This window comes from Marinitoga sp. 1137 (genome assembly GCF_001941525.1).
Classification (GTDB): domain Bacteria; phylum Thermotogota; class Thermotogae; order Petrotogales; family Petrotogaceae; genus Marinitoga; species Marinitoga piezophila.
Window position 1 is genome coordinate 1,296,524 of sequence record NZ_CP009471.1, and the last position, 15,738, is coordinate 1,312,261.

The window sequence follows — 15,738 nt, forward strand, 5'->3', positions numbered from 1 at the left end:
AAGATTTTCCACTTTTTTTCTTTATATTAAAAGGGCTAAATTCTTGACATATACAACCACTCTTACTTTCTTCATTCTAAATAAATCAAATTATTTTTAACTTTTTTAATTAAACCTGCTTCATCTCCTTGAAACTTTTTCTCATCTATATCCTGAATTAAAACTTTTATAGCTTCTAATTTTGTTTTAGTGATTTTATCGATTTTTAAACTATCCAAGACTTTAAATGCGAACAATATATCTTCCGCATTACTGCTTACCAACAAAGGTTTAATTCTTTCTGCTATTAAATCATATATATCTTTATTCAAAAATTCGTAATTAGAAATTTTTTCTATTAAACATTTAAAATACTCTTGACTATTTTCTATATTTTTTATAATTTGATAAATAGCCTCTTCAAATATATCCTTTTCTTCATTAGACAAATATTCAAAAGCATTATAGGCCTCCTCGCAATCAATATTCAATACAATTTTAGCAATAATATTTGATGCAAGGTTTTTATTATTTAATTCCTTTAAAATCTTTGTAATTATAATCAAATTTTCACTATTTATCAAAGAAGCGTTAACTTCTTCAAATAGTTCTACTAATGCACTATTTTTTTCAACAGATTCAACTATCCATTTTATTATTTCCTCTCTATTATTATTTTTTATAGTATTAATATAAAGCTTAAATATGGTCTGAATTTGATTTTTATTAAGTCCATTAAACCGGTTATTTATTTTTTCTGTTTTATGAAGCATCAAATTTATAATTTTTGCAATATCTTCCTTGATTTCCCAATCTTCAATTTGACCAAATCTATTTATAACATATTGTGAAAAATGCCAATTATAAACGCTAGATTTTTCAACCATTTCATAAAACAAATTATTAATAAATTTTATCAAATCTGGCAACTCATTTTTACTATAATATTGATTTAACCATGCAATCAATTGATTTTTCTTATTATTATCATTAATAATATAATACAATTCTTTTAATGTTAGTAGAAAATTATACAGCGTATCCTGATATAGTTTATTTTTCCATTGAGAGCTGTAGTGTTGCCATAACAAATTTTGCTTAGTTGATAAAGAGGAAACAACTGTATTATTTATCAAATTCATATTTTTAATATACGGAATAAATTTATTCAATTTCTCTAACCAGAATGCCAATTGAGCAAAATCATTTGTACTATTAATAAATTGAATTAATTTCTGGATCAATTTTGTCATCTGATCATTTGATAAACCATTAATTGAATTATACTCAATAATCAACTTTAATTTCGATATAGAATTATCATCATTTATACTATTGGTTACTTGTTCAATAAACTTATCAACCAAATCACTGGTAATTAAACTTTTGATGGCAATATCATTATTGGTTAACAGTAAAATCATTTCTTTTAAAAACTCATTATCAGATGCCACTAAATTCGAAAACTTAGTAGATATAGTTTTTAATTTTTGAGAATCCTCTTTGAAAATTTTAACAAAATCCTGTATTAATTCTTTACTATCAGTCTCTTCATTTATTATTTTTATTATAGAATCTAATAAACCATGTGATAACTCTTCATTTTCTTTTATAAATATCAATACAGATTCTACTTCAATAAGTGAAAAAATATTTCGACAATTTTTTACACTAATCTCTTTGATAAAATCTTTAAAATTACCTAAAAATGTGCTTTTACTGTATAAATAATCTCTGATATTTTCTTTAATTTCATTATCTAAAGCCATATTAATTATAAGAGCAACCAAATTAATAATTGTTGTGTTTATTTCTCCTCTCTTTATTCCTAATTCAAATCTATAATCTATAAATTCAATTAACTTATCAAAAGTTATCTCTTTGTTCTTCATCAATTCTTTCATTCCATTTAAACCATTAGACTCTACCAAAGTAATAATTTTATCAGGAACATCTTTAAATTGATCCTTATTAACAAAAAATAATTCAAAATTACTGTGAGTAGGTTTTATATGATTCGTCCTTCTTAAAAAATTTATTTGCTGTTCATTCAACTTGCATTTATCTAAATAAAAGTTTTCATTCTTCTTCTTTACTTCAGACATTAAATCCATTAATAAATATGAATTGTTTTTTATAACTTCATATAAATCAGGCCATTCTTCTCTTATAATTAGTAATTTTGTAAGAAACGGCAAGTTTTCATTGCTTATTATAGTTCCTTGTGGGATATGTTTGTTTTCTTCCTGATATTTTGCTAAGCAAATTTCAGTTTGTAATATATTAAAGATATGAATAATTTTTCTGGGATTTTTTGAAAACTGTTGAGCTATTATTGATATAACCTCAATAGGAAAATTTAATTCATAATCACCATTTAATTTTTTAGCAAAATCAAACAAATCTCCTTCAGATATTTCTTTTATAGGAATTGTAGTATTAAATATCTTCCTTAAAAATTCATTTGGATCATGACCTTGTTTTTGAATATGTTTTTTTAATTCTTTATCATCAATTGGAATTATAAAAATAACACCTTTTTTTTCAAGAAAATTTTTTATAGTTAATAATAATTCAAACGTCAAATCTTTATGGCATCTATCTATATTATCAATAACAATAACTATTTTAGATATTTTCTTTTTATCTTTGTTTAAAATACCTTTTATCCACTCATACCAATTTCTTCGATTGTCAATTAATTTATCTATTATTTCATCAAAAACAGCTTCAAATTGTTCAGGAGCAAATAACTTTGGTTTTGAAATAGTTATTTTATATTGGACAAAAGTTTCTTTTAATAAAATTGATAACATTGTTATAATTAAAGAAATAATAGAAGTAGTTATCTTTAAATCCGTAGTCGTCGGAAAAAACCATATTAAAATTAATAATAAAGGAGAAAAAGCTAACCACCATAACCAAGAATTCTTTTTTATCTCTAATTTATGATCGATATCTTCATGTTTATCTTCATAAAAACTATCAAATTTTTCAGTAGATTCCAATTGAAAGTATTCTTTCAATTCAAGCAAAAAAGTTCTTCTAAATGAATCGTTTGAATATTTCCATGCATCATAAATAAAAATAGAAATTTCAGAATTTTTATCTTTTTCAAATTTTTCTTGTAACGTTTTTATTATCGAAGATTTTCCAACACCCCAACTTCCAAAAAGGCCGATTGTAAATGGAGTATCTGCAGTTTCTATTATTTCTGATAAAATATCAACATAAATTTTAGTACCAAGCAAATCTCTATTTTCAAGATTAATTTCTTTATCTGGTATATATTTTATTTTGTCATCCTCCATTTTACCATTCCTCCAGTTCTGTATTTTTTTTAAATTCTATTTTAATATTTTTTATTTTATTCAATATTAGCAACATTACAATTCTACCACCAAATTCAATAAAAAATTTACTTAAATTTAAAATTTAATTTTTTAGTTGCAGGGAATTAATTAATCAATGATATATTAAAATAAAGAAATTATTCACAAATATTGATTGGAAAATTACATGAGGATTTTGTGGAACGAGATAAAGTATGTAGAGGTTTAGGAGATTATAGTGGGTTGGTGGATTAGGATAGGGACTTTAAAGAAATGACTACAACTTCTGATTATGAAAATTCTAATAGCTAAAGAATATTTTCACAAATTAATTCCAGATAACCCCACAGCGGAAGCTGTGGGAGAATTGATGTAACAATTGGTTTTATTTTAAATTATGGTTGAGTTTTTTATAGAGATCAACTATAACAATAATTCCTAAAGTTCCAAAGATTAAAACTCTAGAGGTTCTTTCAGCTACTGAGAACATTACGAAATTTTTAGATAACTATTTTTTAGTGAAAATCATTAATTCTTTTTTATCTTCATAAAACTAATCATTTTTGAAACAACTAAAGAATTTATCTCTGATTTTAAAATAAATTCAAATGTTAAATATAAAATTAATCCTAAAAATACTTCTATTATAATTTTTTCTAACGATTCTATATTTAATTTCGTCACTTGATAAAGAATACCATAAACTAATATACCACTAATAAAATGTTTCCAAATTCCTTTTGTTATTTCAGATATTTTAATATATTTTCTTATTATAACTATTTGAACAAGTGTAACCAAAAATTCTGCTATTATTGTTGAAATTGCTGCTCCAATTGATTGATATTTTGGTATTAAAAAGTAATTTAAGCTAAAATTCACTATTGCTCCAATGGTAACTGATAAAGTTAAATATTTTTCTAATTTCATTGGAACCATTAATTGAATTCCAAAAAAGTTACTCCAACTTATAAATAAGATTATAGGACTTATAATCATAATAATATCTTTTACCTTAATAAAATCTCTTCCAAAAAAAATTGGAACAAATGTTGGCATTGTAATAATCATCATTAGCATTATAAAAACAGATGCATAAGTTATATAATCAAAAACTTTTCTTGCATAATATGTAATTTTTGCATTATCGTTCAAACTAATTAAATTAGAAATTTTAGGTAACATAACTATTCCAATTGAAGTTACTAAAGCTAAAGTCATTTTTACCAATCTTTGCGACATATCATAAAACGCTACTTCGGATTCATTTGCAAGTATTCCTATCATTGTTTTATCTAAAACTGTATATATTTGAATTGCAATCATTGGTATAAATAATTTTATTGTATTTCTTAGATGATACAAAATTTTTTCTTTAGAAACCTTTTCTAATTTTATATATTCAGGTAGATACTTCCATAATATAAATTGTCCTACAAAATTTCCAGATGCAGAAATCAAAGCATAATAAACATAATCCTCAGGTTTCTTAATAATAATAAAAATTAAAATTGTAGAAATAATTTTTATTGTTATACTTCGAATAGAAGTTTTTTTAAAATCTTCTATTCCCATGAAAAAATATGAAATATCGAAAACAACAGCTATTAAATTTATTAATTGAATATAATATACTATTTTATAATCACTATTTATAGTAAAAACAAAAAATACATATACAAAGATAGAAATAATAGAGGTGAATAATTTTAAAAAGAACAATTCCCAAAAAGTTTTATTTAATACTTTCTTATCATTTCTTACATATGCAATTGTTCTATTGCCATATAATGTCATTCCTAATGTTGCTAATAATATAAAATATTGAACTATTGAATTTGTATAAGCAACAATCCCTATTCCTTGAGGATCTAAAACTCTTGTTATATATGGAATTGTTATAAACGGAATTAAAATATTTGAAATTTGAAGTAAAGTATTATAAACATAATTTTTTGCAACACTCATTTATTTTAAATACTCCTCTACTCTTTCAATACTTTTTTCAATAACCTGATCCATATTATAGTATTTATATTCAGCAAGTCTTCCAACAAATATGTATTTTCCTGTTTTTTCTAATTTTTCTACCTCTTCCATATATTTTTTTCTTTTTTCCATATTATCCTCTGTCATTACTACGTAATATGGTTCCCCTTCTGCCTTTGGATATTCAAAACATACGGTTGTTTTATTAGATTTTTCATCTAAGAAATGTTTAAATTCTGTTATTCTTGTCCAGTCATAATCATTTGGATAATTTACTGTTGCAACTGGCTGATAATATTCTTTATCAAATGTTTTAAATTCCAATTCAAGCGATCTGTATTCTAATTTTCCATATTTGTAATCAAAAAATCTATCAAGTTCTCCTGTATATATTGTTAATTCAGACTCAAATAAATCATTTACCTCAAAATAATCTGCTCCTAATAGTAAGGATATATTTTCATGATCTAACATGTTTTCTACCATTTTTGTGTATCCATGTTTTGGTATTCCCTGATATTGATCGGAAAAATACCTGTCATCTCTATTTTCCCTTACAGGTATTCTTTTTGCTATTTCGGCAGATAATTCTTCCGGATCTCTTTCCCATTGCTTTATTGTATAATTTTTAAAGAACATTTCATATAACCTTTCTCCAACCTGTGATACAACCGCATCTCTAAAGTTTTTAGGAGGATTATTAAATTTAGATTTTTTTACTTCTTTTTCTAAAAATTCCTTTACTTCATGTGTTCCTATTTCTATTCCAAATACTTCTTTTAACGTATCTCTATTTATTGGAAAAGGTATTAACTTTCCTTCAGCGTAACTTAATACTTTATGTTGATAATAATGGAATTCTGTAAATCTATTTACAAAGTTCCATACTTTTTTATTTTTTGTATGGAAGATGTGTGGTCCGTATGTATGTACAGTAATTCCATGCTCATTTTTATAATCATGACAATGTCCAGCTATATGTTTATGTTGTTCTATTACTAATACTTTTTTGCCTTTTTCAGCTAATAATCTTGCTGCTGTTGCTCCAGCCAATCCTGCTCCTACTATTATTATTTCATATTTCATTTTTCCAGCTCCTCTGAAACAAAAATTCTTTTTATATCTTGCTCAAAATTCTTCTCTTCAGCTAATATGAAATTCCTATAATTTTCAAATTTTTTTATTTCATAATCATAATTATCTAATAAATACCTTATTTTGTTAATTATATTTGATATATTTTTACTTTTTACATCGAATTTATATTCATCATCTATAGGGACATCTTCTTTAAATTGAGCTGAACCTCTTTTTCCAACTATAACACAACAATTTGATATAGCAGCTTCTCTAGGAATTCTATCTTTACCAGGATGATTTCCGAAATCTATATAAACTTTAGCTTTTAACAATAAATCCGCAACTTCTTCTGGTGTCATATTGATGATAGGAACAAATTTTATATCAGGAGCATTTTTTATAATTTTTTTGGTAAATTGATAACCTTTTTTCGGATTATAAACAACGATATTTTCTTTTTGTAATTTATTCTTGTTTTTTAATTGTTTTTCGATAAAAAGAGGATTAAGATAATCCGAAAGATAGTCGATTTTTTCTTTTTTTATTCCTTTTTTTAATAGGTAGTTTTTTGCATAGTATGACTGAACAAGATGATACAAATTTGGTAAATCTTCAAAATTATAAAAACTTTTAGGTTTTGTAATTTTTTTCAATATTATTTTAATAGTTTTTTTAACATTTTTGGGATAACCTGTAAAGTTATCTACACTTAACCACCATATAATTTTTTTAATTTTATTATATTTATAAATTAAATCAGTTTTTACTTCAGGAACTATAAGAATATTATTTTCATCATCTTCTATTTCTCTAACAAATGCATTATTGTATTTTTTGTAAAATTTATGTACAGGATTCTCTATATTATTTGGGTAATAAAACATTTTTGCATTTATTCCAAATAAATTCATTTTATGAACTAATTGATGTAATAATTCTGGTCCACCAGTAGCAACATTTGCCGGACATGCAACATAAATTTTAGTATTTTTATTAATTTTAAAATTCATTATATCCCTCCATAATTTCTTTTATAAAACTCCAAATATTCACCAGAAATAACTCTTTCCATCCATTCTTTGTTGTTTAAATACCATTCTATTGTTTTTTCTATTCCTTCATCAAACATTATTTCTGGTTCCCATCCTAATTCTTCTTTTATTTTTGTTGGGTCTATTCCATATCTTCTATCATGTCCAAGTCTGTCTTTTACATGCGTTATGAGCTTTTCATTTATTTGCTTATCTCCTGTTTTTTCTCTGAGTATTTCTATTATTTTTTTTACTATGTATATGTTTTCTTTTTCATTATGACCACCTATGTTGTATACTTCTCCGTTTTTTCCTTTTTCAAATACTAGATCTATTGCTCTACAATGGTCTGTTACATATAACCAATCCCTTATTTGTTTTCCATCTCCATATACTGGTAATTCTTTATGATTTAATGCATTGTTTATCATTAACGGTATTAGTTTTTCTGGAAATTGATATGGTCCATAGTTGTTTGAACATCTTGTTATGTTTATTGGCATTTTGTATGTGTCATGGTATGCTTTTACTATTAGATCAGCTGATGCTTTGCTTGCTGAGTATGGACTGTGCGGATCTAATGGTGTTTTTTCTGTGAAGTATCCCGTTGGTCCCAATGATCCATATACTTCATCTGTCGATACCTGTAGGAATTTTACTCCTTCTTTGAATTTTTGTGTATCTTTTTGCCAGTATTTTTTTGCTACGTTTAATAGTGTTTGGGTTCCAAGTACGTTTGTTTTTAAGAATATTTGTGGATCATGTATTGATCTGTCTACATGACTTTCTGCTGCAAAGTTTATTATTCCTTCTATTTTATATGTTTCAAATATGTATTCTAATAGTTCTGTGTTATTTATATCCCCTTTTATGAATATAAACCTTTCTTTTTGTTCCGGGGTTAGTTTTTCAAGGTTTTCTAAGTTTCCTGCATATGTTAGTTTATCTAATCCTATTATTTTTCTGTCTTTGTATTTTTCAAGATAGTAATATACAAAATTGCTTCCTATGAATCCTGCTACTCCTGTTACTAATATATTCATTGTTATATTTCCCCCGTTTCTTTTAATTCTTTTAAAAATCTGTCTGTTGCATTTTGCCATTCTGGCATTTCATGGTTTATTGTTTCTTTTAGTCCATAGTTATCAAGTACTGAATATCCAGGTCTTTTTGCTGGTAAATTAAAATCATTTTTACTTGCTCTTTCTAGTTTTCCATTCCAGTTTATTTGTTTTAATATATATTCTGCCCATTCATATCTTGATGCTTTTCCATTTGTAATATGATATAGCCCATATGCTTTTTCTTTTATTAGCTTATATGTTGCATAGGCTAAATCAACCGCATATGTTGGTGCGCTTATTTCATCATCTGCTATTTTTAATATTTCACTTTGTCTTGACCATTGTATTACTTTTTTTGCAAAGTTATTATTTCCTATTCCAAATACCCAGCTTACTCTTATTAGATAATATTTATTTGCTATATCTTGTATAAATCTTTCTCCTAATACTTTACTTTCACCATATTTGTTTAAAGGATTAGGAGTATCATATATTGTATATGGTTTTGTTTTTTTTCCATCAAATACATAATCTGTTGAGTAATGTATTATTTCTGCATTTATTTCATTTGCTACTATTGATAGATTTCTTACTGCTAATCCATTCACATTGTATGCAGTTTTCCAATCTTCTTCCGCTTTATCTACGAGATTATATGCTGCACAGTTTATTATATGGGTTATTCCTTTTTTATTTTTTACATATTCTCTTATTTTTTTTAGATTTGTTATATCTAATTCATTATGGTCAGTTGGCATATATTCTATATTTTCTTTTTCAAATAGTTTTTGAAATTCCTGTCCTAGTTGTCCATTGGCTCCGGTTATTAATATTTTCATTTTATCACCTATTCAAAGTTTATATCGCTATCTTTTAATGTTGGTGCATTTTTGTCTTTTTCTGATAGTATTGGTTCTGTTATTTCATATTTTTCTAATTCCCAGTTTATATTTATTTCCTGATCATTGTATATTATACTTCTATCGTGTTCTTTTGAATAATATTCATCTACTTTGTATTGTACTTCTACATTATCTGTTAATGTTAGAAATCCATGTCCAAATCCTTTTGGTATTAATAACATTTTTTTGTTTTCTTCTGTTAATTCTATTGCTATCCATTTTTTGTATGTTGGTGAGTTTTTTCTTAAGTCCACTACTACATCTAATATTTTTCCTTTTGTACATCTTATTAATTTTGTCTGTGCTTTTGGATTGTTTTGAAAATGGATTCCTCTTATTGTTCCTTTGTTTGCTGTGTATGAGTGATTATCCTGAACAAAAACTATATCTATTCCTATTTTTTTGAATTCTTCATATGAATAGCTTTCCATGAACCAACCTCTATGATCACCAAATACAGTAGGTTCTATTATATATAATCCTTCTATTCCTGTTTCTATTTTTTTGAATTTGCTCATTCTCTCACTCCATCTGCTATTTCCATTAAGTATCTTCCATATTCTGTTTTTTCTAATTTTTTTCCGAGTCTGTATAATTGTTCTCTATCGATATATCCCATTCTATATGCAATTTCTTCAACACATCCAACATAAAATCCTTGCCTGTTTTGAATGGTTTCTACGAAGTTTGATGCTTCAAGTAAGCCATTATATGTTCCCATATCAAGCCATGCGAATCCACGACCAAATAATTCTACTTGTAGCTCTCCTAATTCTAAATACATTCTATTTAAATCTGTTATTTCTAATTCTCCTCTTTTTGATGGTTTTAATTGTTTTGCAAATTCTACTACTCTTTCATCATAGAAATATAATCCTGGTATTGCATAATTGCTTTTTGGTTTCTCAGGCTTTTCTTCTAAACTTATTACTTTTCCATTTTCATCAAATTCCACTACTCCATAACTTCTTGGATCTTTTACATAATATCCAAAGATTACCGCTCCTTTTTCTAATGAACCTGCTCTTTTTAGCATTGCGCTAAATCCCTGGCCATAGAATATATTATCTCCAAGCGTTAGCATACATTTATCGCCGTCAATGAATTCTTCACCTACAAGAAATGCATCTGCCAATCCTCTTGGTTTTTCCTGGATTTTGTATTCAATTCTTAATCCTAGTTGTGATCCATCACCAAATAATCTTTTATATAATTCAATATACTCAGGGTTTGTTATTATCAATATTTCTCTTATTCCAGCAAGCATTACTGTTGATAATGGATAGTATATCATTGGTTTATCATATACTGGTAAAAGCTGTTTACTAACAGCTTTTGTTATTGGATATAATCTTGTTCCACTTCCGCCTGATAGGATTATTGATTTCATTTTTCAGCTTCCTCCATTAATTTCAATAATTCTTTTAATGATTTTATATGATTTTTATATATAAATCTTCTTTTTAGATAATCTTTTTTCAAAATTGAATTAGTTGCAGAATCCTCTTTATGATAAATAACTATTTCTGGATTATAAATCATCTTTAAATTATCTCTTTTGGTTATAAAATATAATATATCTTCTTCTGCATACATAAATGTTTTATCGTAAAGTCCATCATATTTTTCAATATAATCTTTTGAGAAAATTAAGCAACTTCCATGCAACTTTTGATCTTTTTTTTCACCCAAAAATTTTTTCTCTTTATTTAAACTTTTTTTTAAAAAATTTTTATAAACTAATCTAATAAAATTATCTAATAAAATTAAATTAAGAAAATATAAGATTTTAAACTTCTTAATTGCTTTAATTACATCGCTTTTGTTTTTATATAATACATTTTGGGGATTCTGATTCTTATTATCTACCAATGATATTATTTTTGGTCCTAAAACATGAAACCTTTCATTTTTATATACTGAGATTACTTTATTTAAAAAGTCTTTTTGTTTTATGATTGTATCATTATTTATCATAACAATAAAATCACTATTTTCATTATTTTTAATATATTTAAATCCTATATTATTTCCCTTAGCAAAACCTAAATTTTTTTCATTAATTAAAACCATTATTTTTTTATTATTTTTATATTTTTGTTTTAATTCAATCCCACTTTTATTTGGAGATCCATTATCTACAATAACAATATTATAATTATCATATTCAATATTGTTAAAAATTGACTCCACACACTCAATAGTATCCTCTATTGTTTGATAATGTAAGATTAAAAATGAAAATTTAAAATTTTTTCCCATTCAAAAGCCTCCGTATTAACAATTTTTATCTCCCAACTCCTTCATAAACAAATCCCATTTCTTTTATCTTTTTTCTGTCCAATACATTTCTTGTGTCTAAGATTATGTTTCCTTTCATTAGTTTTTTTACCATTTCTAAATCAAGGTTTCTGTATTCATTCCATTCGGTTATTATCATTAATGCATCTGCATCGTTCATTGCTTTGTATTCGTTATCTACATAGTCTATTTTGTCTCCAAATATTTTTTTTGCATTTTCTATTGCTTTTGGATCATGAGCTATTACTTTTGCTCCTTTTTCTATTAGTTTGTTTATTATTGTTATTGCTGGTGATTCTCTTATGTCATCTGTTTCTGCTTTGAAAGCTAAACCTAATATTCCTATCTTTTTATCTTTTAAATCCATATATTTTTCCAATTTTTCTACCATTCTTTCTTTTTGTTTTTCATTTGCATTTATTACTTCTTTTACTAAGCTCATATCTACATTATTTTTTCTTCCTATTTCCACTAATGCTTTTGTATCTTTTGGGAAACAACTTCCTCCATATCCTGGTCCAGGATGTAAGAATTTCGGACTTATTCTTCCATCCATTCCCATTGCTTTTGCTACTTTGTGCACATCTGCTCCTACTGCTTCACATAGATTTGCTATTTGGTTTATAAATGTTATTTTTGTTGCAAGAAATGCATTTGATGCATATTTTATCATTTCTGCTGTTTCTAAGTTACACCATACAAATGGTGTTTGTATTAAGTATAAACTTCTATATATATCTTCCATTATTTCTTTTGATTTTTCACTTTCATATCCTATTACTACTCTATCAGGATGAAAGAAATCATATACTGCTTTTCCTTCTCTTAAAAACTCAGGATTGCTTACCACATCAAAATTATCTGTTCCTGATTTCTCTTTTATGAATTCTTTTATTTTTCTGTTTGTTCCTACTGGTACTGTTGATTTTACTACTACTACTTTATAATCATTCAAATTATTCGCTATTGTTTCTGCTACATCAAATACATAGCTTAAATCAGCTTCTCCATTTTCTTTTGGTGGAGTTCCTACACCAATGAATATTACTTCTGATTCCTGTATTGCTTTATCTATTTCTGTTGAAAATTTTAATCTTCCACTGTTTAGATTTCTTGTTAGATATTCTTCTATTCCTGGTTCATATATTGGACTTATTCCTTTTTTTAGATTTTCTATTTTATTTTCATCTATGTCAACACCTATTACATGATTACCAAAATCAGCCAATCCTACCGCTACTACTAATCCTACATATCCTGTTCCTATTACTGTAATTTTTCTTGACATTTTTTGAAATCACCATCCTTAATAATTAAATTTATTAATTCTTAACTTACTTCTCTCCAGCATTTTTATTTTTAACTCCTTCTGAATATATAACATAAAAGAATGCAAATCTTAATGTATTAAAAGCTTTTTTTAAAATAAATTTATCTGTTAATACTAAATAAATTAGTCGGAAAATTTTACCCTTCTTTAAATATAATCTATATAGCATAATTTTTTTATTTAGCTTATTAACAATAATTTTATTATCTAATTTCATTTTTTCTTTATATTTTTTCATATCTTCTTCACTAAAACTATCAACATTATTATTTTTTATTCTTTCTTTATATAATTCTCTTATATAGAAAGAAAATGCCGTTTGTTTATATGCTTTAGTTTCACTAATTCCATTTTTACGAACTCTGTATTTTACTAAATATTCAGGTAATACGCATATTTTTAAATTATTACTTAAAAATCTTAAATAAAAATCATAATCTAATGAAGCTTCAAAATTCCGATATCCATTTAAAATATCAACAGCCTCTTTTCGAAACATAATAGTAGAATGTGTAATTGGATTATTATAAGGTAAAACTTTTGATATAATTTTTGTATTAAAATACCTTTTTTGATATGATAATATATTACTATTTTCATCAATTGTAACAGTAAGTCCTGATACAAGAATACATTCAGGATTTTTATCTAAAAATTCTTTTTGTTTCTCTAAACGTTTAGGAAAGGAAACATCATCTCCATCCATTCGGGCAATATATTTTCCTTTTGCTATTTTCAATCCTTTATTAGCACTTTCAGCTGCACCTATATTTTTTTCATTGATTAAAAAAATTATTCTATTATCCATACTTTTATATTCATTAATTATATTTTTTAAAACTTCATTATCTGGATTATCCAGTATAATAATAAATTCAAAATTTTTATATGTTTGATTTAAAATCGATTCTATGGCCTCGCGTAAATGTTTTTCTTTTTCATTATAAACACATGTAACAACACTTATATCAACATTACTTTTCATTTTCAACTTTCACCACCATAATTTTTATTAATTTAAAATAAAAAAATCTTAGATAAAACACCCTCTGCTATTATGAAAAAACTAAATATTGCACTTACCCCAAAGTAGGGGACAGCCTAATTTTAACTAAAAAATAACATTCTAAACAATGTTACTTTTTCCTAGCAATTTTAGAGCTTCATCTTCTTTTTCCGTTTTTATTCTTGTAGTCAAATACAATTTATTATAGTATTTCTTTCTTAATTTTTCGTCATACATTTTTTATGATCAATTTTATTTTTTCATTAGAAAAATTTTTTAACCTATTAGTTTTAAATATCCCTCCTAATAAAAACCATGAAAAAACAGCTCCTTTTGGAATGTAAAAAGTTACAATTAAAATACCATATATAATAAAAAATAATCTATTATTTATTATGATTTTATCAAAAATTCGATAATTCATCAAAATTAAAAAGAAAAAAATATACATTATTCCCAAAAATCCAAAAATTATTATCGCACTCGAAAAAATATTAAATGTTGCTTCTAACCAACCATATCCATATTCTTCCCCTAATACTGATATTTTATATCTTATATTATATGGACTTCCTGGAAATAAAAAATATTTAGCATTGGAAAAAATTATTATATCAGGAACATTTCTCCAAGAATTTGTATACTTAGAAATTAGAAGTAAAATTTCTATAAATTTATAAGACTTTAAATTTGGAAATATATCAAATATTTTTTCTAACCTAGGATAAAAATTAATTGTTAAAATTATAAAAACAATAACAATAAAAAACATTATTATAAAAAATTGTTTTAATGATAACTTTTTTATAAGAGAAAAACTGAATATTGATATTAAAAAAACACTTATACTTTTTGTCATAATTATTGTTAACATACTTACTATAATTGTTTCATAAATCAGTTTATTTTTTTTGTTTTTTTCAAATAAAACTAATTGGAATGATATATAAATTAACAACGGGAAAGCTAGAAATGATGGTTCTATTTGAAACGCTGAACCACGAAAATATGGAATTATTTGGAATGGAATTATATTATTCCAAATATCTCTTAAAAACCATTGACTAAACCCTAATAAAATCGTTATTAAAAAAAAATATTTGTTAAAATATAATAATTTTTCCGGAATGATATTTAATCCCTTTCTTAATCCGATATTAAATAAGTTTATAGAAAGAATTACAGCGATAAGATTATATGAATAATATGAAAAATCAGGTACAATTAATAAGAAAAATAATGGTAATATATAATATAGATCAAATAAAGATATGATAAGTATCCACTGAATAAGAAAAGTACTTGAAAACGCAATCTTTCCTAAATGCATAATTTTTAATAATGGTGTATTAACCATAATAAAAATATATATAATCCATATAATTATTTTTTTTATTTTCATATTCATTCTCTCCATATATTATTATATTATTTTCAATTTTCATATTTTTATTTCCCACCAAAAATTAGTTGCCCTTACCTCAAATCAGTAGAAGACAGTTTGAATTTAACTAAAAGTAGTCTTCCGAATATTGCTACTCTTTTCTAACACTTTTATTGGTTTATTTATTTTTTCGACATAGAATGATTTTATATATCTAAAGATTTTTATTTCTTCGAAAAGTCTATAATTATTCACTTTTAAAAGTGACATTATGTTTGTTAACTTTTTAGTACTATCTTTTTGTGATTAAATCCATTTTCTCAATCGAATTTATATGATA

Annotated in this window: 12 protein-coding genes; all 12 read right to left on the bottom strand. The window is 24.9% G+C overall.

The annotated features are described in order from the left end of the window. Positions 1-71: 71 nt before the first annotated feature. The 12 genes from LN42_RS06255 to LN42_RS06310 all read right to left on the bottom strand — a co-directional run bounded on the left by LN42_RS06255 (position 72) and on the right by LN42_RS06310 (position 15,416). Positions 72-3,290, bottom strand: coding sequence for a P-loop NTPase fold protein (locus tag LN42_RS06255; protein WP_075780544.1), 3,219 nt, complete (start codon positions 3,288-3,290; stop codon positions 72-74). A 549-nt stretch (positions 3,291-3,839) separates the two neighbouring features. Then, entirely contained in the window at positions 3,840-5,279 is a 1,440-nt protein-coding gene (locus LN42_RS06260) for a flippase (RefSeq protein WP_075780545.1), read from the bottom strand. Beyond that, on the bottom strand, positions 5,280-6,386 hold the full coding sequence (gene glf, locus LN42_RS06265) for a UDP-galactopyranose mutase (protein ID WP_075780546.1): 1,107 nt from the start codon (positions 6,384-6,386) through the stop codon (positions 5,280-5,282). Next, entirely contained in the window at positions 6,383-7,390 is a 1,008-nt protein-coding gene (locus LN42_RS06270; protein WP_075780547.1) for a hypothetical protein, read from the bottom strand. The genes glf and LN42_RS06270 overlap by 4 nt, the downstream gene beginning before the upstream one ends. Next, entirely contained in the window at positions 7,390-8,454 is a 1,065-nt protein-coding gene (gene rfbB, locus LN42_RS06275; RefSeq protein ID WP_075780548.1) for a dTDP-glucose 4,6-dehydratase, read from the bottom strand. The genes LN42_RS06270 and rfbB overlap by 1 nt, the downstream gene beginning before the upstream one ends. A 2-nt stretch (positions 8,455-8,456) precedes the next feature. Beyond that, on the bottom strand, positions 8,457-9,314 hold the full coding sequence (gene rfbD / locus LN42_RS06280; RefSeq protein WP_075780549.1) for a dTDP-4-dehydrorhamnose reductase: 858 nt from the start codon (positions 9,312-9,314) through the stop codon (positions 8,457-8,459). Between the two features lie 8 nt (positions 9,315-9,322). Further along, positions 9,323-9,895 (bottom strand): dTDP-4-dehydrorhamnose 3,5-epimerase, encoded by a 573-nt coding sequence (rfbC, locus tag LN42_RS06285; protein ID WP_075780550.1) that lies wholly within the window; start codon positions 9,893-9,895, stop codon positions 9,323-9,325. After that, complete coding sequence (gene rfbA / locus LN42_RS06290) at positions 9,892-10,767, bottom strand: glucose-1-phosphate thymidylyltransferase RfbA (RefSeq protein WP_075780551.1); 876 nt, start codon at positions 10,765-10,767, stop codon at positions 9,892-9,894. Before rfbA ends, rfbC begins: the two co-directional genes overlap by 4 nt. Continuing rightward, the gene (locus LN42_RS06295; protein WP_075780552.1) at positions 10,764-11,639 is read right to left on the bottom strand and encodes a glycosyltransferase; all 876 of its coding nucleotides are present in this window, start codon (positions 11,637-11,639) and stop codon (positions 10,764-10,766) included. Before LN42_RS06295 ends, rfbA begins: the two co-directional genes overlap by 4 nt. A 25-nt stretch (positions 11,640-11,664) precedes the next feature. Beyond that, complete coding sequence (locus LN42_RS06300) at positions 11,665-12,966, bottom strand: UDP-glucose/GDP-mannose dehydrogenase family protein (protein ID WP_075780553.1); 1,302 nt, start codon at positions 12,964-12,966, stop codon at positions 11,665-11,667. A 46-nt stretch (positions 12,967-13,012) separates the two neighbouring features. Then, a complete protein-coding gene (locus LN42_RS06305) occupies positions 13,013-13,993 on the bottom strand; it encodes a glycosyltransferase (RefSeq protein ID WP_232223931.1) in 981 nt (326 codons plus the stop codon). A 250-nt stretch (positions 13,994-14,243) separates the two neighbouring features. Then, entirely contained in the window at positions 14,244-15,416 is a 1,173-nt protein-coding gene (locus LN42_RS06310) for a hypothetical protein (protein WP_075780555.1), read from the bottom strand. Positions 15,417-15,738: the final 322 nt, after the last annotated feature.